Below are 22941 nucleotides of genomic sequence, written 5' to 3'. Positions count from 1 at the left end.
CGCGTCAGGCCAGGATATTCTTGCCCTGGGTGACGGTCTTTTCCGCCATCTCCTCGGCCTTGGGCGGTACGGGGACGAGCAGCCCGCGCTGGACGGCAGGCCGCGCCCCGATCTCGTCATACCAGCGCAGCAGGTGATTGAATCCGTCCATCGGGACCTGCGCCCATTCATGGCCGCGCACCCAGGGGAAACAGGCGATGTCGGCGATCGAATAGTCGCCGGCGAGATAGCGGTTGTCGGCGAGCCGCCTGTCCATCACCTCGAACAGCCGCTGGCTCTCACGCACATAGCGGTCGATCACCTTGGGCAGCTTTTCATCGAAATAACGATTGAAGACGGTCGCCTGCCCCATCATCGGGCCGAGCCCCGACATCTGCCACATCAGCCACTGGATCACCCGGCTGCGCCCATGGACGTCCTGTGGCAGGAAACGGCCGAACTTCTCGGCGAGGTAAATCATGATCGCGCCGGATTCGAACACCGGGAAATCGCCGTCGTCATGATCGATCAGCGTCGGGATGCGCCCATTGGGGTTGAGCGCGACGTACCAATCCTCCTTCTGGACACGATTGGTCAGCGAGATCGGCGTCACCTGGTACGGCACGCCCAGTTCCTCGAGCAGGATCGCGACCTTCCAGCCATTCGGGGTCTCGGACGTCAGCAATTCGAGCATCTTGTGCCTCTCCCAGGGTCCCGCGCATCTTGGCGATGGCCGGGCCATGTCTGGATCGGGCAAAGTCGCCGACCGGGCAAGACGACTGCCGGCGCTATCATTGCGACTGACAGGTTGGGGCCGCGGCGCCGTTAGTCCGGATGATAGTATAGCCAGACGACTTGTGGTCACCCTCCCCGACCGTCACCAACCGCGACAAAAGGAGAGGAAATCTGATGCTGACCCTGTACAGCTTTGGCCCGGCAGCCAATTCGCTGAAGCCATTGCTCGCGCTCTATGAAAAGGGGCTCGATTTCACGCCGCGCTTCGTCGACCCGACACGGTTCGAGCATCACGAGAAATGGTTCAAGAAGATCAATCCGCGCGGCCAGGTTCCGGCGCTCGACCATGACGGGCACATCATCACCGAATCGACGGTGATTTGCGAATATCTCGAAGACGCCTTCCCCGATGCGCCGAAGCTCAGGCCGACCGATCCGGTCGCCATCGCCGAAATGCGCGTCTGGACGAAATGGGTCGACGAATATTTCTGCTGGTGCGTCTCGACCATCGGCTGGGAACGGATGATCGGCCCGATGGCGCGCAAGCTCTCGGACGAGGCGTTCGAGGAGCAGGTGAAGCGCATTCCGGTACCCGAACAGCAGGTGAAATGGCGCAATGCCCGTGCCGGTTTCCCGCAGGAAACGCTCGAGGAGGAGATGCGCAAGATCCGCGTCTCGGTCGCGAAGCTCGAAGCGCGACTGGCGGAAAGTCCCTGGCTTGCCGGCGACACCTATACTTTGGCCGATATCTGCAATTTCGCCATCGCCAACGGGATGCAGTTCGGCTTTGCCGATGTCGTTAACAAGGAGGCCACGCCGCACCTCGTGGCCTGGATAGAGCGGATCAACGCCCGCCCCGCCGCGCAGGCGATGTTCGCGAAATCGAAGAGCGAGATGCCCGTCCGCCAAGCGGCCCCGGCGGCCTGAAGGACGCAGCGGATGACACAGAACAAGCGCATTACGCTTTACGACCTCCAGCTTGCCTCGGGCTGCACGATCAGCCCATTCGTGTGGCGCACCAAATATGCGCTGGCGCACAAGGGCTTCGACGTGGATCTCGTCGGCGGCGGCTTCACCGGTATCATGGAGCGGACCGGCGGACGCTCCGAACGCCTGCCCGCGATCATCGATGACGGAAAATGGGTGCTCGATAGCTGGCTGATCGCCGAATATCTCGACGAGACCTATCCTGATCGGCCGATGCTGTTCGAAGGCCCGAGTATGAAGGTGCTCACCAAATTCATCGATGGCTGGCTGTGGCGCACCGCGATCTCGCCATGGTTCTCCTGCTACATCCTCGACTATCACGACCTGTCGTTGCCGCAGGACCATGATTATGTCCGCACGACGCGCGAGAAATGGTTCCTCGGCGGGCGGACGCTGGAGGAATCGCAGGCCGGCCGCGAGGATCGGCTGCCGCTCGTCCCGCCCTTGCTGGAGCCGCTGCGCCAGTTGCTGCGCGAGACGAAGTGGCTTGGCGGGGACACGCCCAACTATGCCGACTTCACCGCGCTCGCGGTGTTCCTGTGGGCCCGATCGGTCGCGAAGACGCCACCGCTGACCGAGGACGATCCGCTGCGCGACTGGCTCGACCGCGGATTCGACCTATATAATGGCCTGGGCCGCCACCCCGGCATGCACAGCCTGTTCGGCTTGCAGTTGCGCGACGGCGATCCAGCGCCGTTTGTCAAGGATGGCGGCGGTGCCGCGCCGGCCCCGCTCAATCGCGGCGCGGGAACGGTACCCGCGCCGACGCCCGTAGCGAACAACTAGGTGGAGAGCATCAACGTGGGATGGAGCGACGAGCCGGCCGGCGGTACCTTGCGGATGTATCACATCCCCGGCTGCCCCTTTTCCGAGCGGGTCGAGCTGCTGCTCGACCTCAAGGGGCTGTCGACGATCATGGCCGACCATGAGATCGACATCTCGAAGCCGCGCCCCGAATGGCTGCTGCGCAAGACGCGGGGCACCACCGCCCTGCCCGCGCTCGAACTGGAGAATGGCGAGACCTTGAAGGAAAGCATGGTCATCATGCGCTATTTCGAGGATCGTTTTCCCGAACGGCCGGTGGCGCGGCGCGACCCTTATGAGCATGCCGTCGAGGCGATGCTCCGTGCGACCGATGGCGCGTTCACCGGCGCGGGCTACCGCATGATCCTCAACCGCGACCCCGCGAAGCGTGAGGAGCTGAAGGCCGAGGTCGACGCGCAATATGCCCGGCTCGACGACTTCCTGCGTTATTACGCGCCCGACCGCGATTTCCTGTTCGACGCCTTTGGCTGGGCCGAGGTCGCCTTCACGCCGATGTTCAAGCGCCTGTGGTTTCTTGACTATTACGAGGCGTACCGGATTCCGCAGCATCTGACGCGCGTGCTGCGCTGGCGCGAAGCGTGCGTGACGCACCCGCTCGCCGAGCGGCATCACGGCTACCGCGAACTGATGACGCTCTATTATGATTACGCGCAGGGCGGCGGAAACGGGAAAATCCCCGAGGGACGCACCATATCCAGTTTCACGCTCGATCCGGCCTGGGACACACGTCCGATGCCGCCGCGCGAGAAGTGGGGCACGCCCGCCACCGATGCAGACCTGGGGCTGATCCCCGCCTGACTTTTCCCCGAGAGGACGATCACATGAAGAGCTACACGCAGAATTACATCGACGGTCACTGGGTCGACAGCAAGGGCGGTCGCAAACACCAGGTCATCAATCCCGCGACGCAAACCGTCGCGTCCGAAATCGTGCTCGGCACCGCGGCCGACGTCGACGACGCCGTGGCCGCCGCCCGGCGCGCCTTCGAGACTTTCTCGCAGACGACGAAGGAGGAGCGCATCGCGCTGCTCCAGCGCGTGATGGAGGAATATGGCAAGCGCGTGCCCGACATTGCCGAAGCGATCGCCACCGAGATGGGCTGCCCGATCTCGATCGCGAAGACCGCGCAGGCCGGCTCGGGCATGGGCCATCTCGGCAACGCGCTGAAGGCGCTGCAGGAGTATCACTTCCGCGAGAAGATCGGCGACAACACCGTCGTCCGCGAACCGATCGGCGTCGTCGCGCTGATCACGCCGTGGAATTGGCCGATGAACCAGATCGTCGCCAAGGTCGGCCCGGCGCTCGCCGCGGGCTGCACGATGATCCTAAAGCCCTCGGAAGAAGCCCCGACCTCGGCGGCGATCTTTGCCGAGGTGATGGATGCCGCCGGCGTGCCCGCCGGCGTGTTCAATCTCGTCCAGGGTGACGGCGAAGGCGTCGGCACTGCGCTGGCCAAGCATCCCGACATCGACATGGTGAGCTTCACCGGGTCGACCCGCGCCGGAATCATGGTCGCAAAGAACGCGGCGGACACCGTCAAGCGCGTCGCGCAGGAACTCGGTGGCAAGTCGCCCAACATCATCCTCGAAGGCACGCCGCTCGACAAGGCGCTGCCCGGCGGCGTCGGCGGCGTGCTGCTCAATTCGGGCCAGAGCTGCGTCGCGCCGACGCGGATGCTCGTCCACCGCTCGCAGCTTGACGAGGCGGCGAAAATGGTCGGCGCGATGTTCGCCGCCAAGGCCGTGGGCGACCCGCTGACCGAGGGCGACCATATCGGCCCCGTCGTCAACGAGAGCCAGTGGAACCGCATCCAGGGCCTGATCCAGAAGGGCATCGACGAGGGCGCCACGCTCGTCACGGGCGGCACCGGCCGCCCCGAGGGCATGGACACGGGCTTCTACGTCAAGCCGACCGTCTTCTCGAACGTGACCCCCGAAATGACGATCGCGCGCGAGGAAATCTTCGGGCCCGTGCTGGTGATCATGCCGTACGAGAATGACGATGACGCGGTGCGCATCGCCAACGACACGCCCTATGGCCTGGGCGCCTATATCGCCGGCGACCCGGCACGCGCCAAGAAGATCGTCCCGAAGATCCGCGCCGGCGCGGTGTTCGTCAACGCCGGCGGGCTTGCCTTCGACATGCCGTTCGGCGGCTATAAGCAGTCGGGCAATGGCCGCGAGTTCGGCAAGTTCGGGCTCGAGGAGTTCCTCGAGGTGAAATCCGTCATCGGCGCCCTGCCCGAGGACGAGCCGGTCGCGGCCTGAATGAGCTGTGCGGCGCGATCCCGATCAGGTCGCGCCGCTCGCTTTTCAATAACCGACGGTAAAGCGCTGCCGCGAATGCTTCGGCGTCTCGATCTCGTCGAGCAGCGCGACCGCATAATCCTCATAGCTGATATGGCTCTTCCCGTCCGCCGCGGTCAGCAGCGTGTCGGTGCCGAGGCGAAAATGCCCGGTGCGCTCGCCGGGGCCGAACATCATCGACGGCGAGAGATAGGTCCAGTCGAGCGCGGTTTCGCTGCGCAGCATTTCCAGCGCAGCACGCGCCGGGGTCGCCTCGGGCTTGATGAAATCGGGGAAGTCCGGCTGGTCGAGCAAGACCTTGCCCGGCGCGATTTCCAGCGAGGCGGCACCTCCCACGACGAGCAGCCGCCCGACATCGGACCCGCGCACGCCATCAAGCGCCTTGGCGAAATCGGTGTTGCCGAAACGCACCGTCAGAACGACGACGTCACTGCCCGCGATCGCCATGGCGGTCGCTTCGGGATCCGCGAGATCGGCGGTCTTCCAGGTCACGCCGTCTTCGGCTGCGGTGCCAGCGGTGCGCGCCACCGCCGTCACCTGATGTCCGCGCCGCCGCGCCTCCGCGACGAGCCGCTGCCCGACATTGCCGCTCGCGCCGACGATTGCGATATGCATGTCTTTCCTCTCATTTTCGTTTGTCCTACATACGATATCGTCAACGACGCCCAATGCAAGGCGCGGGTTTCAGGAGAGCGACGATGCGCGAATTTCCGCAGACCATCCACTTCACCGGATTGAACACGCCGCTGCGGATAGAGAGCGCGATCCGCAATCTGCCGGTGATCGGAGACCTGCCGGAAGAGATCCGCGGCGCCTTCTTTCGCGCGGTGCCCGACCCGGCGCATGTGCCGATGCACGACGACGATGTCGCGCTGTCGGGGGACGGCATGATTTCTCGCTTCCGTTTCGAGGACGGGCAGGTCGATTACGATATCCGCTACGTCGAGACCGAGCGCTACCGCCTCGAACGCGCCGCGCGGCGTGCGTTGTTCGGCCGCTATCGCAATCCCTTTACCGATGAGCCGGAAGTTGCCGGCCGCGACCGCACCGTCGCCAACACGACCCCCGTCTGGCACGCCGGTCGGCTGTTCATGACCAAGGAAGACGGTCTCGCCTATGAGATTGACCCCGAGACGCTCGACACGATCGGACGCTGGGACTTTTACGGCGCGCTGAAGTCCGAGACCTTCACCGCGCATCTGCGCGTCGATCCGGTCACCGGAGAGATGTTCTTCTTCGGCTATGAGGCGGGCGGGCTGTGCAGCCGCGATATCGCCTATTGCATCGCCGATCGCGACGGCAACCTCGTTTCCGAGCAATGGTTCGAAGCGCCCTATTGCGCCAGCGTGCACGATTTCGCGATCACCGAACGGCACGCGATCTTCCCGATCTTCCCGACGACGGCCGATCTCGACCGGCTCAAGGCCGGCGGCGCGCATTGGGCACATCAGCAGGAGCTCGAAAGCTGGGTCGGCATCATGCCGCGCTACGGCAAGGTCTCCGAAATGCGCTGGTTCAAGGGCCCCAAGGGGGTTTCCGCCTTCCATCTCGTCAACGCCTATGACGCGGGCGATCTGGTCCATCTCGACCTGTGCCTGACCGATACCAATGCCTTCGCCTTCATGCGCGAGGCGGGTGGCATCCACCGCCAGCCATGGGAGATCGAGGGCGCGCTGACCCGCTGGACCTTCGACCTCACGCGCAACAACGACAGCTTTGACGAGCGCCCGATCGGCCCGCCGGGCGATCTGCCGCGCGTGCGCGACATGGATCAGGGCAGGCCCTACCCGTTCGTCTTCTATTGCAGCATGAACCCGGCCGGCGGCCCGCCGCTACCCGGTGGCCCGGTCGGCGCCGCCTTCAACGCGCTGGTGCGGCTCGAACCCGAAAGCGGCCGTGTCACGACGATGACGCTGCCGCCGGAGATGGCGATCAGCGAACCCGTCCACCTTCCCGCCGCGCGCGACGGCCATGACGGCTGGTTGCTGACGGTGGTCGACCGACGTACCGGTGAGAGCGCGTTCGAATCCGAGCTTTGGGTGATCGACGCCGGCGACATTGCCGCCGGCGCGGTTGCGCGTGTCCCGCTGCCGGTGAGGTTGCGGCCGCAGGTCCACGGTGCCTGGGTGTCGGAGCAGCAACTCGCCCACCGCGCGACCCGGCCGGCCGCCGCCTGACGAGACTTCAATTCACATTGCGCGTCGTGTCGGTCCAGAAATCGGCCCGCATCGCCTTCTTGTCTGGCTTGCCGACCGGCGTGCGCGGGATCGCGTCGCGGAAGTGCACCGACTTCGGCGCCTTCACGCTGCCCAGCCGTGCCTTGCAATGCGCCTGGATCGCCTCGACCGGCAGCGCCCTGCCCGGCAGCAGCGTGACCAGCGCGGCGACGGCCTCGCCCCATTTGTCATCCGGCACGCCGATCACTGCGGCTTCCGCCACCTCGGGCAGTTCCATGATCGCGGCCTCGACCTCGGCCGAGAAGACGTTGAAGCCGCCGGTGACGATCATGTCCTTCTTGCGATCGACGATGTAGAAATAACCGTGCTCATCGCGCCGACCAACGTCGCCGGTGTGATGCCAGCCGTGCGTCCAGGATTCCGCCGTCGCCTCGGGCAGCTCGAAATAACCACCGCCGACGATCCCGCCCCGCGCCACGATCTCGCCCACCTCGCCCGCGCGCAGAAGGTTGCCGTCATCGTCCATCAGCTCGACGCGGACCGACGCGGTCGCGCTGCCGCAACTCGCCAACCGCTCGGGATGCTCGCCGCGCGCCGCCGCCGCGACGATTTCGGGCGACAGCCATGTCGCGACGAGATGGCACTCCGTCTGGCCATAGCTCTGGCACATGCACGGGCCGAATATTCCGACCGCCTGGCGCAGCTTTTCGGGCGACACCGCCGACCCGGCGAGCAGGAAATAACGCAAGCTGGCATAGTCGAAGGTCGCGACCTCGGGGTGCGCCAGCATCGCATACATCGCGGTCGGCGGGAGGAACATGTGGGTCACGCGATGCTCGCCGATCGCGCGCATCACCGCCTCGGCATCGAAGGTCGGCAGCACGACCACCGTCGCGCCCATCGCGATCCCCGCCATCGTGAACGGCCCGGCAGCATGGGTCAGCGGCGCGGTGGCGAGAAAGACCGGATGCTCGGCCGGCATGATGCTGCAGATCGTCTCGAGCATCGTCCCCCAGCTGCGGTTCATGACCCGCACGCCTTTCGCGCGACCCGTCGTGCCGCCGGTCGCGATGATCGCGGTCACCTCGCCGAGATTGCCGGTCGGGTCGCCGAGATCGGGTGACGGGGGGGCACCCACGGGCAGCATGAAGCGGTCGAGTGCGGGCGCATCGCCTTCGTCCCGGTCGAGGCAGATCATCCGTCGGATCGACGGGACACGCCGCTGCACCTCGCGCGCATCGTCGGCATAGCTCGAATGGTAAAACAGCCACTGCGCGCGGACATAGTCGAGATAGTCGATATTGGCGTCGAGCGCGTTGCGCGTGTTGACCGGGATCCATACCGCGCCCGCGCGCCACAGCCCCAACATCGTCGTCAGCACGGCGCCGTGATTGGGCGACATCACCGCCACCGGCGCCTGCGCCTCGAGCCCGTCCGCCAGCATCGCGCCGGCCAGCCGGTGCGACAGCACCGCCATCTCGGCATAGCTGTAGCACGTATCGTCGGCGATCAGCACGGTTCGTTCCGGCGCCAGACCGGCCTGTTTGTCGAAATAGTCGATGCTGCGCATCAGCGTGACGCCCCTTCGGATCCAAACAACAACGCCAGGAGGTCTCCGACCCCTTCGATCACGGCATGCGGTCGCTGCGCCTCGGGCACTGCGGCCCATTCAGCCGCGCTGGTCGTGCCCGTCGTCACCCCGATGCCGATCGCGCCACCGGCGCGCGCCATGATCGTCTCGACCTGCGGATCGTCGCCGACCACTGCCACCCGCTCAACCGGCACGCCGAGCTTCGCGGCGACGAAGTGCAACGCGGCGATCGAAGGCTTTCCGGTGACCTCGGGCTCGACGCCGGTGACGCGCGCGATCGCCCCGCCGATCGCGCAGCTGTACCCGAAGGCGCGGCCCGACTTGCTGGCGAAGAACGGCACATCGGACGCGCTGTGCAGCGCCGCGCCGTCGAGCACCGCGGCGGCGGCGGCATGGATGTCCTCCATCGAGCATGCCGGGTGCCAGGCGATGTAGACCGCGTCGGCACCGCCCTCGCCCGGCGCACAGGTCGCGATCCCCTCGGCCGCCAGCGCCGCCGCCACGCCGTCGCTGCCCAGCACCATCACCCGCCTGTAGCCTCGCGCCGCGAACAGACCGGCGGCAACGCTGTTGGGGGTGAACAATCGGTCATCGGCGATCGGCAATCCCAGCGCCCTGAGCCGCGGCGCCTGCTCCGCGGCGGGATAGGCACTGCCATTGGTCAGCGCGACGAACGGGATGCCGCGCCGTTCCATTTCCTCCAGCGTGGCGACCGCGCCCGCCAGCACCTGGTACCCACCGAGCGCACGATCGCTCAGGATCAGCGTGCCGTCGAGATCGAACATCACCCCTTCGGGCGTCGCAAACGGCTCGCCCCTCATACCCCCGCCTCCAGTTCGAGCCTGAAGCCCGCCTTCTCGACCGTGACCCGCGTCAGGTCGGTGCGCGCGAGCAGCCGCTCGACCAGCGCCATCACCGGCCGTGTCGCCGGATCGAAGTCGCGCGGCGCCGGGCCCGCCGCCTGCATCGCATCGACCATCGCCCCGGGCATCGTCGCGCGCAGCAGGAATTCCTCGTCCGAAAGGTTCGCGCCGACGCGGCGGCGCAATTCGGGCAGCGCTGCCATAACCGGCTCGGCCTCGAGCTCCTTCGCGCGCGGCGATGACCGAATTCTATCCATGATTTCAGGGGCTATGGGCCGGTTCGGCCGACCGAAACGGCCGATCGCATAGCGGATGATTTCGTCAGGTATCGTGGCATAGCGTTCGACACCCGTCACGTTGAGGACGGCCTGGGTCTGCAGCATCTGGGCGAAGGGCGTCATCACGATCGGCCAGCCCAGTTCCTCACGCACCCGCGCGAGTTCCTCGATCACCGCGCCTTCGAGATGCGAGACGCGGTGGTCGGCGAGATGCCGTCGCATCGTGCCGACCATGCCGCCGGGCAACTGATGACGGACATAGCCCGCATCATAGGCCATCGGCGAGCCGGTCGGCAGGCCGTCGGCTGCGGCCAGGTCGGAGAAGTAGCGGCCCACCGCGGCCAGCGCCGCGTCGTCGACATCGACGGTGTGGCCGAGCTCGCGCAGGTTGCGCACGACTCGCTCGATCGGCGGGTTCGAGGTGCCGTCGGCCGCGCCGCCGCTCGCGCATTGCAACGCCGAGACGCCAAGGTCGGCGCCCTCGAGATAGGTGCGGTCGGCCAGGCCGATCGTGCCATGGGCGTGCAGTTCGAGCGGCTTGTCACCGATCTCGGCAAGGATTGCCGGGATCAGCGTGCGCGCTCGCTCCGGGGTCAGCAGGCCGCCCGGATCCTTGATGTAGAGCGCGTCGATGTCGGGGCTCGCCGCCATCGTGCGCGCTGCATCGGCATAATGCGCATCGTCGTGGATCGGGCTCAGCGTGAAGACCAGTGCGCCGACGACCTGCTCGCCGCCAGCCTGCTTGACCATCCGCGCCGCAGCGGCATTGGCGACCGCGTCGTTCATCGGATCGGCGAGCGCAAAGCGACGGATGCCGTTGCGCGCCAGCGTCGCGAAGGCGAGCGCCATGAACTCGGCGCTCGCGGTTTCCCACGAGATGAAGCGGAAGCCGGTCGAGAGGAATTGCAGCGGCGTCGTCGGGCAAGCCTGCGCCATCAGCCGGATCCGCTCCCACGGATCCTGCTGCTTGAAGCGGACGGCCACGCCCATATGCGTCGAGGTCGTAAAGTCGATCGCGCTGTAGCCAACGCGCTCCATCATCGGCGCGATCGCCAGCGTCCGCGCGGTATCGACCCCGAGCGCCCCCCACAGGCACTGGTTGCCGTCGCGCAGCGAGGTTTCGACGAGGCGGATCGCGGCCATCAGGCGGCAACCGCGGCAGCGTCAAGGAACCGCGCGAGAAATCCCGTATCGACGCCACCCGCCGCGAACCCGGGATCGGCGAGAATGCCCGCCTGAAAGGCGCGATTGGTCGCGATTCCCTCGATCCGCGTTTCGGCCAGCGCGGCGCGCAGCGTGGCCAGCGCGCCTGCCCGATCCGCGCCGTGCGCGATGATCTTGGCGATCATCGAATCATAATAAGGCGGGATGCGCGCGCCATCGACGATGTGGGTGTCGACACGAATGCCATTTCCCTTCGGCCAGTGTGCCATGGTGACCGTACCCGGCGACGGCGCGAAGTCGCGCGCCGGGTCTTCGGCGTTGATGCGGCATTCGATCGCCGCGCCGTCGCAGACGACGTCCGACTGGGCGAGGCGCAGCCCCTGCCCTTCGGCGATCGCGATCTGCTCGGCGACGAGGTCGATCCCCGTGACCGCCTCGGTCACGGGGTGCTCGACCTGGATGCGCGCGTTCATCTCCAGGAAGTAAAAGGCGTCGCGCGGCACGTCGTAGAGGAACTCGACCGTCCCGGCGCCGCGGTAAGACAGCCGCGCGGCGAAGCGGACGGCGCTGTCGTGCATCGCCGCCCGTGTGGTCGCCGGCAGATTGGGCGCGGGCGTTTCCTCGATCAGCTTCTGGTAGCGACGTTGCACCGAGCAATCGCGCTCGCCGAGATGGACGACGCCCCCTGCCCCGTCGCCGAGCACCTGCACCTCGATATGCCGTCCGCTGGCGACATAACGTTCGAGATAGACCCGCGCGTCGCCGAAAGCCGCCTCCGCCTCCGCGCTAGCCATGTCCATCGTCGCGACGAGATCGTCTTCATGCTCGACCAGCTTCATTCCGCGTCCGCCGCCGCCGCCCGCCGCCTTGACGAGGATCGGTACCCCGATCGCCGCCGCCAGCGCGCGTGCTTCGTCGCGCGTTGCCGCCGCGCCGCCGGGGATCACTGGGACACCCGCCGCTTCGGCCGCGTCGCGCGCGCGCAACTTGTCGCCGACCGCCTCGATCTGGTCGGCGGTCGGACCAATGAAGATCACCCCTTCCTGCTCGCACAGCCGCGCCAGGTCGGCGCGCTCGGACAGGAAGCCATAACCGGGATGGATCGCGTCGCAGCCCGAGCCAAGCGCGGCCTGCACCACCGTCTCGACGCGCAGATAGCTCAGCGACGGTTGCGCCGGGCCGAGGCACAGCACGCGGTCCGCCAGCTGCGCGCCGAGCGAGCCGCGATCGGCCTCCGACACGCCGAGCACGGTTTCGATCCCGAGCGTCCGGCAGGTCCGCAGGATGCGCACCGCGATTTCGCCGCGATTGGCGATGAAGAGTCGACGGATCGCCATCGCGTCAGCGGTCCGGCCGCACGAGCATCAACAGCTCGCCATGCTCGACCAGTTCGCCGTTGGCGGCGAGGATTTCGACCACCTCGCCCGAGACGCCGGCGCGCGCGGTGTTCATCAGCTTCATGACCTCGACGATCCCAACGATCGTCTCCGCCTCGACGCGCGCGCCGACCTCGACGAACGGCGCCTCACCGGGTCGCGGCGCACGGTAATAGATGCCGAGCAGCGGCGACGTCACCTCGATCAGCCCGACTTCCCGCGCAGCAGCCGGCGGTGGGGGCGCGGGTGCCGGAATCGACGGCTCGGCCACGGGTACAGCAGACTGAAGGCGAACCGGAATCGGGGGTGAACCCGCGCCGGCACGTACCAACTCAAGCTTGAGCCCGTCCATTTCGAGACTGAGCCGGTCGAAGCGCGAGGCCTCGAGCAACGCGATGATGCGGTCGACTTCGGCGGTGGTAATGGTCATCGCCGAACTCCGAACACGCCCATCACATGCGCCAGGGGATTGGCAAGCGGCGTGGCGACGGGCGCGGTGCTTTTCGTCGACCACACGGTTTCCGGCCTGCTCTGCAACAAGAGCACATTCCCCTCATTATCGACCGCCCATTCGATGTCCTGCGCACTGCCGTAATGCCGCTCGACGGCACGACCGATCTCGCGGAGCTTCTGCAGCGTGGCGTCGTCGAGGCACGCCACGCGGCGGCGCTGGTCGACAATGGCGCGTTCCTCGACGCCACCCGTGGCAAGGGGAAGGTGTTCGATATGCTTGTCGGAAATGTCGCGCGTCGAAATCTCGCCGGTGATCTTGCCGATGACCCAGCGATCGGGCGTCACCTCGCCCGACACGACGGCGGAACCGAGCCCCCAGGCGCCCTCGATCGTGATGACCGACTTGTCCCCCGTCGTCGGGCTGCGCGTGAACATCACACCCGCGACCCGCGCGTCCACCATCCGCTGGACGACCACGGCCATCGCAACCCCGGTTTCGGGCAGGCCCTGACGCCGGCGATAGGTGATGCTCTCGACCGAGTAGAGACTGCCCCAGCATTCGCGGACGCGCGCCAGCAGGTCGGCCGGATCGATCACCCACAGGAAGGTATCCTGCAGGCCTGCAAAGCTCGCATCGGCCGCGTCTTCGGTGGTGGCCGAGGATCGCACCGCTACCGGCACGCCGGCGCCGTCGCACAACTCGCGATAAGCAGCGAGCAGCGCGTGTTCGACCTCGTCAGGCAGCGGTTCGGCCTCGACGCGGCCGCGCAACTCGCGCGACAGCGCGGTGACCGCGTCGAGATCGCCGGCATCGCAGGCGTCGATCCGGCTGCGGACGGGCGCGCGCGCTTCCAGCGTGGCGAGGAACAGCTCGAAGGCGCGCGTCGTCACGACGAAGCCCGCCGGCACCGCGATGCCGGCCCCGGTCAGTTCGCCGAGGCTGGCGCCCTTGCCACCGACGGTCGGCCGATCATCGATGCCGACATCGCGAAACCAGGCAATCGCGTCAGGCATTTTCGGGCACCTGCACATCGTCGAGGATCGTGACCACGCCGCGCCCGCCATCGACGCGGATCATCTGGCCGGTGCGGATGCGCTGGGTCGCCGAGCCGGTGCCGACAACCGCCGGCAGGCCATATTCGCGCGCGACGATCGCCATATGGCTCATCGATCCGCCGATATCCGACACCGCGGCGGCGATCTTCTGGAAGATCGGCGCCCAGCTCGGGTTGGTTACCTGGCAGACGAGAATCTCGCCCTGCCGCAGCGTGCCGATCTCGGCCGCCGACGTGACGACGCGCGCGGGCCCCTCGACGACGCCGGAGGATGCGGCGAACCCCTTGAGCTCGCGGCCGTCATCCTCGCCGTCATCGGACAGCCAGCGATCGAGATTGTCGCGCGTGATGCCCCACAGCATCACGATCGCGGGATCGTCGATGACGTCGGGCACGATGCCGAGCGCCGGCGGCACGCGGTGCTGCGCCCAGGTGGCGATCGCCGCCTTGCGCTCGGCGACAATGGCGGGCCAGCGCTTCGGCCCGAGCGGCGTCGATCCGCTCGACCAGGCGAGCGAGAGGTCGACGATCGCGCTTTCCAACTCGTAATGCGTGAGGTGGAACACATCGGCTTCCTCCGCGAAGAAGCCGTTTGCGACGAGCAATGCGCCGAACTCCCTGATCTTGTTGAAGAACAGGTTGGTGTACCAATGCTCGCAATAGAATTTGTGCCCCTCGACATAGGGGAAGACGCGGTGCGCGAGCGTGATCAGCTGATCGTAGGTGGCGCGATCCTCGTCGGTGTCGAGCAGTTCGCGATAGTCGGCGACGAGTTGCTCGCGCTCGCGCACCAGTTGTGCGACCGGCCGCGCAACCTCCTCGCCGGCGCGCAGCTTGGCGATATAGCCGGGCAGCGCCGAGAAGGGCAGCGACAGGTCGTCGTTCCACGACCGGTGATAATGGTAGAAGCCGTCGCCGACATTGACGTTGAACCATGGGTTGCGGCTCGTCTCCAGCTCATCGCGCCAGGCCGCGCCGCTATTGCCGAGCGAATCGAGCCCGGCGAACATCTCCTCGACGGTCATTCCCTCGACGAACGCCTCGTCGACGGACAGATCGAGCGCGCATCGCGCAAGCCGCTTCACTTCCTCGTCGGGGCGGAAGATCTCGGCTTCCATCCCCGCGACCATGCGGCTGACGGTCTGATCGGAGATTTCAGGGAAGGCGCGCTTGCAGAAATCGAAGAAGGTCAAATAGGCGCCATAACCGAGCAGCAGAAACTCGAAATGATGGTGCCACATCCGGTAATAGCCCTCGAGCTGTTTCCGGTAGATGTCGAGCAGGGCATGATTGGCCGCGACGCCCTTGCCGCTGTGCGTCGTCTCGATCGGTTCCCATTCGGGCAGCTCGACCTTGGGCAGCGCTAGCGCCTCCTCGATCAGCAGCTTCATCTTGACCTTCCACTGGTCGTAGAGCCGCTCCCAATGCTCGTAATAATAGAAGGCGCGCTGCTGGAAGAGCGCCTGGCGCTCGGCGATCTCTTCCGGGTCGGTCACCGCAACGCCGCCGATATAAACGCGGCCGTTGATGATCCGGTGGTCGATGCCCTTGGTCGTCGGCAGGACATGGACGCGCGTGTTGAACGCGCCGAGCGCGCAATAGGCGGCCTCCGCCGTCACCATGTCGAAATGGTGCATCGGCTCGGGAAAATGCATCGAATTGTAGAACCAGAAGCGGTCGTCGTCCTCGGGCACGAATTGCGTGTAATAGGGATAGGCGGCCTGCGCTGCTTCGGTCCCCGGCACGACCGCGATCGAACTCGGCAGCGGAAAGCTCTTGATGTCGTCTGCCATCGGTCCTCTTGCCTCACCCGGCGCAGTTTCGCGCTCTGAGCGATGGCTTTAGCGCCGGGGGTGCTCGCCCGAGTAGGATTCGCGCGCACGATCTGTGCGACGAATGCGCATGACGGTCAGGCGCTGGCGCGCCAGTCGCGCGGCGACACGCCGAAGCGCCGGCGGAAACGGCGAGCGAAATAGGCCGGATCGAGGAAGCCGCAGCGGAAGGCAATCTCGGCGATCGCGAGTTGCGCGGAGCGTCGGTCGCGCAGCAGGTCGCCCGCGCGATCGAGCCGCGCCAGCGTCAATTCCTGCACGAAACTCGTGCCCTGTGCGGCAAGCAACGCCTGGAGGTGCCGGGTCGAGATGCCCAAGCTGATCGCGACGTGCCGCGGAGACAGATCGGCATCTGCATAGTCACGGCGGATGCGGCGCAGGATGCGCATCGCCAGTTCGTCGCGATGCCGCGCAGGAACAGTCTCGTGCGGGTTACCGGCCAGCGTCAGCAAGGCGCCGATCCGCTCGGCGAGCAATGGCCGCATTGCCGGACTGTCGTCGAGATGGAGCGCCATCGCCTCGATCAGGCTGCCAAGCGGTGCACCCCAGCCGCTGCGTGCCGACAGCGGTCGCGCGAGTAGTGCATCCGGATCGGGCAGCCAGCGTTCGATCCACGCGCGCGGCATCATCAGGTCGAGCGCCTCATGCGGCTCGGCCATGTCCATCTGGTAGAAGCGGGTATTGTCGAGCAGGACGAATTCGCCGGGGCGCAAGGTAAAGGCGGTGCCGGCGATCTGCGTCTCGAGCGCGCCTCGCCTGGCATAGACCAGCTGGATCGCCGGCGCCGCACGCCCCGCGCTGCCGGTGCCGCGGTGAACGACACGCTGAGCCGGCGCCTGCAAATGGAGGAAGCGCAGTTCGCCCAGGCCGTAGCTGCGCCACCCTGCCTCGAAGCCGTCCGTGTCACTGATGCTGACGTCGATCGGCGCAATCGTTCGCGCTGCCCATTCCTGCCACTGGCCGATCGCGGCGCGACGGGCGAGGCCGCGCGAGGACCATCGCGTGTCGTTACACGGAACCAGGGATTCGGTCGCGGGCAGCATCACTTCTCCTGGCGACGATTGTGCCAGATTCCGCGCCCCAAGGCTAATGTCATGGCGCGATGAGCACCTTGCAGTCATGGCCGCGATGCCGGAGCGCTTCGAAGCGCCCGGGGGTGTCGTCCAGCGCGATCGTATCGGTGACGAGAAGCCGGGGTTCGGCCGCGCCGGCATCGAGTGCGTCGAGCGCCGCCTCATATTCCTGCCGGGTGAAAAAAGCCGAGGTGACGAGCCGGACCTCCTTCGACAGCATCGCGAAGCTGTTGAACGTATCAGGCCGCGTACATAGTCCGAGTAACAGGATGGTACCGCGATTGCGTACCTGCGCGACGGCCTGCGCGATCAACCCCGGTATTCCGACGCATTCGAACACCACGTCCGCCTGGCCGCCAAGCGCGCGCTCGGCCGAGGCGATCGGGTCGGCGGGGTCGACGACGAAGTCCGACGCCCCCATAGCGACCGCACGATCGCGCTGGAATGCGGCGATATCCTGCACCACGACCTTGGCCGCGCCACGCCGCCGCGCCCAGAAGGCGACCGCGAGGCCGATCGGCCCGGCACCCAGGATCAGCACGCGGTCGCCGGTCCGCATGCCGCTCATGTTGACGCCGTGGAGCGCGACCGCGAGCGGCTCGATGATCGCGCCGTCGGCAAGGCTGGCCGATTTCGGCAGTCGGACGCACTGGTTCGGGCGAGTCACGGCATATTCGGCATAGCCCCCGCCCTGGAGTCCGAATTGCGCGCACCACGCCGGCTCCCCCGCCAGGCAAGAGGCGCAATGGCCGCAACTGGCGAGCGGGATCACCGAGACGAGATCGCCGAGCGCCACGCCCTCGACGCCGCGCCCGAGCGCAACGACCTCGCCCGCGAATTCGTGGCCGAGCACGTCGCCGACGCCCTTACCATAGGCCGCGTCCTCGGTCATGTGGAGATCCGACCCGCAGATGCCGCACCGCGCAACGCACACGACGACCTCGCCTGCCTTGGGGGTAGGATCGGGAAGGGTTTCCACCTTCAGCGGCTGGTGCAGCCCCTGCATGACGACGGCGCGCATTGCGTCAGGCCTCCGAGACGAGACATGACAGCGCGCCTGCCGACCACGACATCAGTCGAGCGGCTTGACGGGACCGAGTTGCATCCCGCCGTCGATCATCACGTGGCTGCCGGTCATGTAGCTCGATGCGTCCGACGCCAGCAGCAGGGCTAGCGGCTTGATCTGGTGCGTTTCGGCGACGCGGCCGACCGGCACCAGTTCGTCCCATGCCTTGCGCGCATCGGGATTCTTCTTGAGCCAGCCGCCGCCGATATTGGTGACGAACGGCCCCGGCGCGATCGCGTTGACGCGGATGCCATAGGCGGCAAGTTCGTATGCGGCGTGGCGCATCAGGTGCTTCACCCCGGCCTTGGCCGGCATGTAGGGCAGGCCGACGATCGCCTCGTTGACTTCCGCCGCGTTCGACGAGGTGCAGATGATCGACCCGCCGCAGCGCCCGCTATTCTCCTCGTTGCGCTTCATCACGCGGGCCGCCTCGCGGATGGTGTGGAACACGCCGGTCAAGTTGATGCCGATCGATCGGTACCAGCGTTCGGGATCGTAGACGTCGATCTGCCCCGCCGGGTTGCGGTGGTTGTCGGGGGTCCAGAAACCTTCGCCGGCATCCCAGCCGGCATTGGCAAAGGCGATGTCGCACCCGCCAAAGGCCGCGACGTGACCGTCGAACGCCGCCGCAACCTGCGCGAGATCGGCGACGTCGCAGGCGACCGCGCGCGCCTCATGCCCCTCGGCGCGCAGACGTGCCGCCTCGCGTTCGGCGCCCGCGCTGTCGATGTCGGCCAGGGTCACGCTCGCCCCCGCTTCGGCCATGACCTCGGCATAAGCGAGGCCGATGCCCGAGGCCGCACCGGTGACGAGTGCCGAACGGCCGGCGATGTCGAACTGATCGAGCGTCTTCATCGCGCGCTCACAGATAGAGCTGCTTGTTGATCGCGAGGCCGTGCTCGGCGCAATAAGTCTCGTAGTGGTTCATGAACCACCACACATCGAGCGTCTCGACGTGGTTGCCGTCGGCGTCGTAGAATTCGTTCGCGCCCTGCATCCAGAACAGCGCCTTCATGCCGTTGGGGTCGTCGGTGACGAGCGTGTGCGCGGTGCCCGGCGTCTCGGTGATGAAATCGCCCGGGCGACACACCCAGTCATATTCGAGGTAGCGGAACGAGCCTTCGAGCCCGACCGCCCATACCGGCCCGCGATGCTTGTGCGTGCCGATGACACCGGGCGACTTGATCCACAGGATGTTGCAATAGATGTTCTGCCGCACGTCGAAGGCGAGATGCCGGATCGCGGCGTTGTCGCCGAACGGCACCCAGGGGCTCTCCAGCTCGGATGACCCGACATATGTCCCTTCCTGCCCGCGCGCGCGGATCAGGTTGAGATAGGGTTCGGCGATATCGACGATCTTGTACGCGCTCGACGGCGGCGCGGTCATGGTGGCCATGCTGCGCTTCCTCAGATGTAGAGTTTGGGATTGAGCGGGATGCCGTGCTCGCGGCAATGCGTCTCATAATGGTTGATGAACCACCAGACGTCAGCGGTTTCGATCAGTTTCGCGTTCTCGTCGTAGAATTCGATCGGCCCCTGCATCCAGCCGAACAGCTTGACGCCGTTCGGATGGTCGGTGACGAGCGTATGACTTTCGCCGGGCACCTCGAGGATCAGCCCACCGGGCGAGGCAACCCAGTCATATTCGAGATATTTCACGCTGCCTTCGAGGCAGACCATCATGATCGTGCCGCGGTGGAGATGCGTTCCGATCACCCCCGGCTGCTTGATCCACAGGATGTTCGAGAAGATTCCCTGCCGCACGTCGAACGCCATGTGCTTGATCGCCGCGTTGTCGCCAAAGGGAACCCACGGGCTGTCGTCGTCGGTCTGCGCGTCGATGTAGCGCCCGCCTGGGCTCAGGCGCTGGACGATCTCGCGATAGGCAAAGGGGACGTCGACAATCTCCGCCTTGCTCGACGGCGGGGCTTTCATAATGGTGGCCATGGGGAGATTCCTGTCAGCGGATGAGCGTATCGACGTAATCGGCGCCGATGCCGACCTTGTCGTAATGAGCGCGTGCGGCGGCGATGTAGTCGTAGACATCGTAGTGGCCGGTCGTATTGCCGTCCTCGTCGAGCCACATCAGCGGGCCCGACACGACGAAGAAGACCTTCATCGGATCGGCATGTTCGTAGCAGACCAGCGTGTGGCTCTCGCCCGGCGTTTCGTAGACGAAATCGCCCGCCGTGGCGGTCCAGTCGTGCTCGAGATACGCCCATTTGCCGCTGATCGTGTATGCCCAGATCGGGTGGGGGTGATAATGCCGGTTCACCAGCCCGGCGCTCTTCGACATCAGCACATCGGCCCACATGTTTTTCGAAGGGCTGATCCACACGGGCTTCGACGACACGGTCTCGCTAATCGGCACGCAGTAGCGTTCGTCACCCTCCGCGATCTTGGAGGCGTAGATCTCGGGAAGCCCCCCTTCGCGGAACACCTGCTTGATCGGTTTGATATCGCGCCAGAATTCGGCCTTCGCTTCCTCGGGCATGGAAACCTATTTCTCCGTAAAAAGTGGGGGAGCGGCGCGGAGCCGCTCCCCGCCGGTGTCAGAACTTCACGCCAAGCCGGGCGTACCATTCGGTCGGCCGATTATAGGTGCCGTAGATCTGGCCGCCGGCCAACTGGGCCTGACCGGTTGTGAGATACCGCCCATTGGTGAGGTTGGTCCCGCCCACGGTCAGCGTCCACTTCTCGCCCGGCTCCCGGTATGTCACGCTGCCGTTGAGCATCGTGGTGCTCGGACGATCGAGCAGGAAGGTCCCTTCGGTGTCGTTCTTCATGCTCGAGGTAAAGGTCACGTCACCCAGCAAGATCAGCGTGCCGTGGCTACCCAGGCCCGCCTCATAGCGCGGGCTGAGATTGACCTTCCACTTCGGTGTCTTGGGCAGCGTCGCCCCCTGGAAGACGCCTGCCTGCAATGCCGATGGAGCCACCTGCGCGCCGGTCAGCACGCTGGTATAGTAGGCGTCGGTGTAGCCAACCGAGCCGGTCAGCGTGAAGCCGCCACCCGGCGCGACGGTCGCCTCCAGTTCGAAGCCCTTGATCCTGGCGTTGCCCGCGTTCTGGATGGTCGGCGAGACGCCCTGCTGGAAGTTCAGCTGGATCCCATCATAGTTGGTCAGGAATGCCGCGCCGTTGATTTGCACGTGTCGGCCGAGAAACTGGGATTTGACGCCCGCTTCATAGGTCGTCGCATGCTCTGGCCCGAAGCCGGGGGCATAGGGCAGCGGGTTGGACAGGCGCGTCGTCCAACCGCCGGTTTTGTAGCCCTTCGAATAGCTCACATAGAGCATCACGTCATCCGTCGGATGGTATTGCAGACCTACCTTCGGGGAGAAATTGCTGAAGCTCTTATGCTGCTCCCCGGCAATGTAATAGCGCAGCGGCTGGCCTGCATTGGGGAAGCTGTTGTCGAGCCGACACTGATTGCTGATCGGATTGAGCGAGGCGCAATTCGGATCGCCGAAGAATTGCGCCAGCTTGTAATTCAACCCGTTCGCATCGGATTGGAAGCCCTCGAAGGTCTTGTCCTCATGCGTGTAGCGACCGCCCAGCGTGATGCCCAACTGCTCGGTGAGCGCGAAGTCGACCTGCCCGTAAAAGGCGTAATTCTTGGTCGCGAGATTGTTCGGACCATCGACCTGCAGCAAGCCTTCCGCGAACGTCACATAGTCGTGCAGGTCGCCCGATTCCTTGAAGTAATAGGCGCCGAGCACATACTTCAGGCGCTTGTCGATCGCGCTGCCGGTAAGCTGCAGTTCCTGGCTGAACTGCTTCTGGTTCATCGAGAAGCTGGTGTGCAGGAAGTCGAGCGGCGACCCATCGAGATCCGTCCCGACCTTCCAGTGCAGCTCGCGATGGGCGGTGATGGATTTGATCATGGCGTTGCTGCCCAGATCATATTCCAGTGTCAGCGACGCACCGCCCTGATTCAACTTGTTGAAATTATTACCATTGGCATAGCTGGTGTCGATGCTGTTGGTGACGAACCGGTTGTCATAGGGCAGACGATTGTTGTCGGGGTTGGCGTCGGCGTTGACACCGAAGATCGCCGGCAGGTCGAACAGGCCGGTCAAGCCGCCGCGCCGCGCCGTGAACGCCGCCGAAGGTGGGCCGCCGATGAAGGAATCGCACGGCCCGGTAACACCACCGACGGTCGTCGTCGGGTTGCCGGCAATGGCGCAGTTGTAAGTGCCGGCGAACACGGCAGGAAAAGTCGTAAGCAGCTTGTTGGCGATTTGCGACGTATCGGTGCGGCTATAATCACCGCTGATCGTCATCCGAAAAGCACCGCCATTGTTATAGCGAATCTTGCCGCGCAAATTGTAGGTTTTGTCGCCGCCCTCGGTGCCATAACCGACATTGTCATAGCCCGAGGCCTTCATCGCGGTGATCGGATCCTCGGCATAATTCGTGGCACCAGGATAGGGTACGCGATGGAGATAGCCGCTGCGATTATTGACCGAAAAGCTGAGCGACGACGACAGGCCCTGCGCGATCGGCATGTCGACCGTGCCCTTCACGTTGATCAGATTGTAGCTGCCCGTCATCACGCTGCCGACGAAGCGGAAATGGTCGCCCGGATCGTGAGTCACGATCGAGATCGCGCCGCCGATCGTGTTGCGACCGAACAGCGTGCCCTGCGGTCCCTTGAGGACCTCGACACGCTCCACGTCGGGCAGGTCCTGGTTCGCGCCGACAGACCGCGCAAGATAGACGCCATCGAGATAGATGCCGACACCCGGATCGATGTTGAACGCGAAGTCATTGGCGCCGATTCCGCGGATATAGGCGGACAGGACCTGGCTCGAACCCGAAAAGGGCGTGCCTGCATCGAGCGTCACGTTCGGCGAGATATTCGATAGCGCGGAGACACTGGTGACCGCGCGCTCTTCCAGGGCCACGGCGGTGAACGCCGAGATCGAGATCGGCACGTTCTGGACATTCTCGGAGCGCTTCTGCGCGGTCACGACGATGTCGGGAATACCCCCGGTGTCGGCCTGCTGCGCTGCCTGATCGGCCCCGGCGGCGGGCGCGGGCTTCGCCGCAGGCGTGCCCGCCTGGGCCTGGGCCACGACAGGTGTCAGCAATGCAACGGCAAGTGCCCCCAACGAAACGGTGATGCGCGGATCGACCATGTCGACTTCCTCCCCTAGCGGCCTCGCGGTTATCGCG

The 22941-nt window shown here is 65.7% G+C and carries 21 protein-coding genes; 5 read left to right on the top strand and 16 right to left on the bottom strand.

Annotated features, from left to right (window positions below):
* Positions 1-4: 4 nt before the first annotated feature.
* Positions 5-673, bottom strand: coding sequence for a glutathione S-transferase family protein (locus U1839_RS11825; protein WP_332803823.1), 669 nt, complete (start codon positions 671-673; stop codon positions 5-7).
* A gap of 215 nt (positions 674-888) precedes the next feature.
* On the opposite strand from U1839_RS11825, the gene U1839_RS11820 reads away from it, so the two are divergent.
* From U1839_RS11820 to U1839_RS11805, 4 genes are read left to right on the top strand one after another with little or no spacing between them, the layout of a single operon-like run.
* Positions 889-1641, top strand: a complete 753-nt coding sequence (locus tag U1839_RS11820; protein WP_332803822.1) for a glutathione S-transferase family protein — start codon at positions 889-891, stop codon at positions 1639-1641.
* Positions 1642-1653: 12 nt separating this feature from the next.
* Positions 1654-2487 carry a beta-etherase gene (locus tag U1839_RS11815; RefSeq protein WP_332803821.1) on the top strand — a complete coding sequence of 278 codons (834 nt, stop codon included), beginning with the start codon at positions 1654-1656 and terminating at the stop codon, positions 2485-2487.
* The gene (locus tag U1839_RS11810) at positions 2488-3324 is read left to right on the top strand and encodes a glutathione S-transferase family protein (protein ID WP_332803820.1); all 837 of its coding nucleotides are present in this window, start codon (positions 2488-2490) and stop codon (positions 3322-3324) included.
* Positions 3325-3347: 23 nt separating this feature from the next.
* Entirely contained in the window at positions 3348-4793 is a 1446-nt protein-coding gene (locus tag U1839_RS11805; RefSeq protein ID WP_332803819.1) for an aldehyde dehydrogenase family protein, read from the top strand.
* A 45-nt stretch (positions 4794-4838) separates the two neighbouring features.
* On the opposite strand, the gene U1839_RS11800 is transcribed toward U1839_RS11805, so the two are convergent.
* Positions 4839-5447 (bottom strand): NAD(P)-dependent oxidoreductase, encoded by a 609-nt coding sequence (locus tag U1839_RS11800; RefSeq protein ID WP_332803818.1) that lies wholly within the window; start codon positions 5445-5447, stop codon positions 4839-4841.
* A gap of 83 nt (positions 5448-5530) precedes the next feature.
* Between U1839_RS11800 and nov2 the strand changes: the two genes are divergently transcribed.
* Entirely contained in the window at positions 5531-7009 is a 1479-nt protein-coding gene (gene nov2 / locus U1839_RS11795; protein ID WP_332803817.1) for a lignostilbene-alpha,beta-dioxygenase NOV2, read from the top strand.
* A 7-nt stretch (positions 7010-7016) separates the two neighbouring features.
* Here nov2 and U1839_RS11790 read toward each other — a convergent pair whose 3' ends face one another.
* The 14 genes from U1839_RS11790 to U1839_RS11725 all read right to left on the bottom strand — a co-directional run bounded on the left by U1839_RS11790 (position 7017) and on the right by U1839_RS11725 (position 22904).
* On the bottom strand, positions 7017-8579 hold the full coding sequence (locus tag U1839_RS11790; protein ID WP_332803816.1) for a class I adenylate-forming enzyme family protein: 1563 nt from the start codon (positions 8577-8579) through the stop codon (positions 7017-7019).
* Positions 8579-9421, bottom strand: a complete 843-nt coding sequence (locus U1839_RS11785) for an HAD-IIA family hydrolase (protein ID WP_332803815.1) — start codon at positions 9419-9421, stop codon at positions 8579-8581. The genes U1839_RS11790 and U1839_RS11785 overlap by 1 nt, the downstream gene beginning before the upstream one ends.
* A complete protein-coding gene (locus U1839_RS11780) occupies positions 9418-10884 on the bottom strand; it encodes a hydroxymethylglutaryl-CoA lyase-like TIM-barrel protein (RefSeq protein WP_332803814.1) in 1467 nt (488 codons plus the stop codon). Before U1839_RS11780 ends, U1839_RS11785 begins: the two co-directional genes overlap by 4 nt.
* Positions 10884-12242, bottom strand: coding sequence for an acetyl-CoA carboxylase biotin carboxylase subunit (locus tag U1839_RS11775; RefSeq protein ID WP_332803813.1), 1359 nt, complete (start codon positions 12240-12242; stop codon positions 10884-10886). The genes U1839_RS11780 and U1839_RS11775 overlap by 1 nt, the downstream gene beginning before the upstream one ends.
* 4 nt (positions 12243-12246) lie before the next feature.
* Positions 12247-12711 carry an acetyl-CoA carboxylase biotin carboxyl carrier protein gene (locus tag U1839_RS11770; protein WP_332803812.1) on the bottom strand — a complete coding sequence of 155 codons (465 nt, stop codon included), beginning with the start codon at positions 12709-12711 and terminating at the stop codon, positions 12247-12249.
* Entirely contained in the window at positions 12708-13748 is a 1041-nt protein-coding gene (locus tag U1839_RS11765) for a PEP/pyruvate-binding domain-containing protein (RefSeq protein ID WP_332803811.1), read from the bottom strand. Before U1839_RS11765 ends, U1839_RS11770 begins: the two co-directional genes overlap by 4 nt.
* Positions 13741-15582 (bottom strand): PEP-utilizing enzyme, encoded by a 1842-nt coding sequence (locus U1839_RS11760; protein ID WP_332803810.1) that lies wholly within the window; start codon positions 15580-15582, stop codon positions 13741-13743. The genes U1839_RS11765 and U1839_RS11760 overlap by 8 nt, the downstream gene beginning before the upstream one ends.
* A 116-nt stretch (positions 15583-15698) precedes the next feature.
* Positions 15699-16664: an AraC-like ligand-binding domain-containing protein gene (locus tag U1839_RS11755; RefSeq protein WP_332803809.1), complete on the bottom strand. Its 966-nt coding sequence runs from the start codon at positions 16662-16664 to the stop codon at positions 15699-15701.
* 49 nt (positions 16665-16713) lie between these two features.
* The gene (locus U1839_RS11750) at positions 16714-17715 is read right to left on the bottom strand and encodes an alcohol dehydrogenase catalytic domain-containing protein (RefSeq protein ID WP_332803808.1); all 1002 of its coding nucleotides are present in this window, start codon (positions 17713-17715) and stop codon (positions 16714-16716) included.
* A gap of 51 nt (positions 17716-17766) precedes the next feature.
* Positions 17767-18615, bottom strand: a complete 849-nt coding sequence (locus tag U1839_RS11745) for an SDR family NAD(P)-dependent oxidoreductase (RefSeq protein WP_332803807.1) — start codon at positions 18613-18615, stop codon at positions 17767-17769.
* A 7-nt stretch (positions 18616-18622) separates the two neighbouring features.
* Positions 18623-19156 carry a 2,4'-dihydroxyacetophenone dioxygenase family protein gene (locus U1839_RS11740; protein ID WP_332803806.1) on the bottom strand — a complete coding sequence of 178 codons (534 nt, stop codon included), beginning with the start codon at positions 19154-19156 and terminating at the stop codon, positions 18623-18625.
* A gap of 11 nt (positions 19157-19167) precedes the next feature.
* Positions 19168-19707, bottom strand: a complete 540-nt coding sequence (locus U1839_RS11735) for a 2,4'-dihydroxyacetophenone dioxygenase family protein (protein ID WP_332803805.1) — start codon at positions 19705-19707, stop codon at positions 19168-19170.
* 13 nt (positions 19708-19720) lie between these two features.
* Positions 19721-20254, bottom strand: a complete 534-nt coding sequence (locus U1839_RS11730) for a 2,4'-dihydroxyacetophenone dioxygenase family protein (protein ID WP_332803804.1) — start codon at positions 20252-20254, stop codon at positions 19721-19723.
* Between the two features lie 58 nt (positions 20255-20312).
* The gene (locus U1839_RS11725) at positions 20313-22904 is read right to left on the bottom strand and encodes a TonB-dependent receptor (RefSeq protein ID WP_332803803.1); all 2592 of its coding nucleotides are present in this window, start codon (positions 22902-22904) and stop codon (positions 20313-20315) included.
* Positions 22905-22941 lie beyond the last annotated feature (37 nt).

Origin of the sequence: Parasphingomonas halimpatiens (assembly GCF_036663795.1) — a bacterium.
In the GTDB taxonomy this organism is placed as follows: Bacteria; Pseudomonadota; Alphaproteobacteria; order Sphingomonadales; family Sphingomonadaceae; genus Sphingomonas.
The sequence above is the reverse complement of the archived record's forward strand: the minus strand, read 5'-3'. Positions and strand labels throughout refer to the sequence as shown.

What these genes read in the sequence shown, in the direction of transcription:
- U1839_RS11740 (WP_332803806.1), bottom strand. Translation starts at nt 19,156, where the DNA reads ATGGCCACCATGACCGCGCCGCCGTCGAGCGCGTACAAGATCGTCGAT.
- U1839_RS11770 (WP_332803812.1), bottom strand. Translation starts at nt 12,711, where the DNA reads ATGACCATTACCACCGCCGAAGTCGACCGCATCATCGCGTTGCTCGAG.
- U1839_RS11755 (WP_332803809.1), bottom strand. Translation starts at nt 16,664, where the DNA reads ATGCTGCCCGCGACCGAATCCCTGGTTCCGTGTAACGACACGCGATGG.
- U1839_RS11815 (WP_332803821.1), top strand. Translation starts at nt 1,654, where the DNA reads ATGACACAGAACAAGCGCATTACGCTTTACGACCTCCAGCTTGCCTCG.
- U1839_RS11820 (WP_332803822.1), top strand. Translation starts at nt 889, where the DNA reads ATGCTGACCCTGTACAGCTTTGGCCCGGCAGCCAATTCGCTGAAGCCA.
- U1839_RS11805 (WP_332803819.1), top strand. Translation starts at nt 3,348, where the DNA reads ATGAAGAGCTACACGCAGAATTACATCGACGGTCACTGGGTCGACAGC.
- U1839_RS11800 (WP_332803818.1), bottom strand. Translation starts at nt 5,447, where the DNA reads ATGCATATCGCAATCGTCGGCGCGAGCGGCAATGTCGGGCAGCGGCTC.
- U1839_RS11825 (WP_332803823.1), bottom strand. Translation starts at nt 673, where the DNA reads ATGCTCGAATTGCTGACGTCCGAGACCCCGAATGGCTGGAAGGTCGCG.
- U1839_RS11730 (WP_332803804.1), bottom strand. Translation starts at nt 20,254, where the DNA reads ATGCCCGAGGAAGCGAAGGCCGAATTCTGGCGCGATATCAAACCGATC.
- U1839_RS11745 (WP_332803807.1), bottom strand. Translation starts at nt 18,615, where the DNA reads ATGAAGACGCTCGATCAGTTCGACATCGCCGGCCGTTCGGCACTCGTC.
- U1839_RS11765 (WP_332803811.1), bottom strand. Translation starts at nt 13,748, where the DNA reads ATGCCTGACGCGATTGCCTGGTTTCGCGATGTCGGCATCGATGATCGG.
- U1839_RS11780 (WP_332803814.1), bottom strand. Translation starts at nt 10,884, where the DNA reads ATGGCCGCGATCCGCCTCGTCGAAACCTCGCTGCGCGACGGCAACCAG.
- U1839_RS11725 (WP_332803803.1), bottom strand. Translation starts at nt 22,904, where the DNA reads ATGGTCGATCCGCGCATCACCGTTTCGTTGGGGGCACTTGCCGTTGCA.
- U1839_RS11760 (WP_332803810.1), bottom strand. Translation starts at nt 15,582, where the DNA reads ATGGCAGACGACATCAAGAGCTTTCCGCTGCCGAGTTCGATCGCGGTC.
- U1839_RS11735 (WP_332803805.1), bottom strand. Translation starts at nt 19,707, where the DNA reads ATGGCCACCATTATGAAAGCCCCGCCGTCGAGCAAGGCGGAGATTGTC.
- U1839_RS11790 (WP_332803816.1), bottom strand. Translation starts at nt 8,579, where the DNA reads ATGCGCAGCATCGACTATTTCGACAAACAGGCCGGTCTGGCGCCGGAA.
- U1839_RS11775 (WP_332803813.1), bottom strand. Translation starts at nt 12,242, where the DNA reads ATGGCGATCCGTCGACTCTTCATCGCCAATCGCGGCGAAATCGCGGTG.
- nov2 (WP_332803817.1), top strand. Translation starts at nt 5,531, where the DNA reads ATGCGCGAATTTCCGCAGACCATCCACTTCACCGGATTGAACACGCCG.
- U1839_RS11750 (WP_332803808.1), bottom strand. Translation starts at nt 17,715, where the DNA reads ATGCGCGCCGTCGTCATGCAGGGGCTGCACCAGCCGCTGAAGGTGGAA.
- U1839_RS11785 (WP_332803815.1), bottom strand. Translation starts at nt 9,421, where the DNA reads ATGAGGGGCGAGCCGTTTGCGACGCCCGAAGGGGTGATGTTCGATCTC.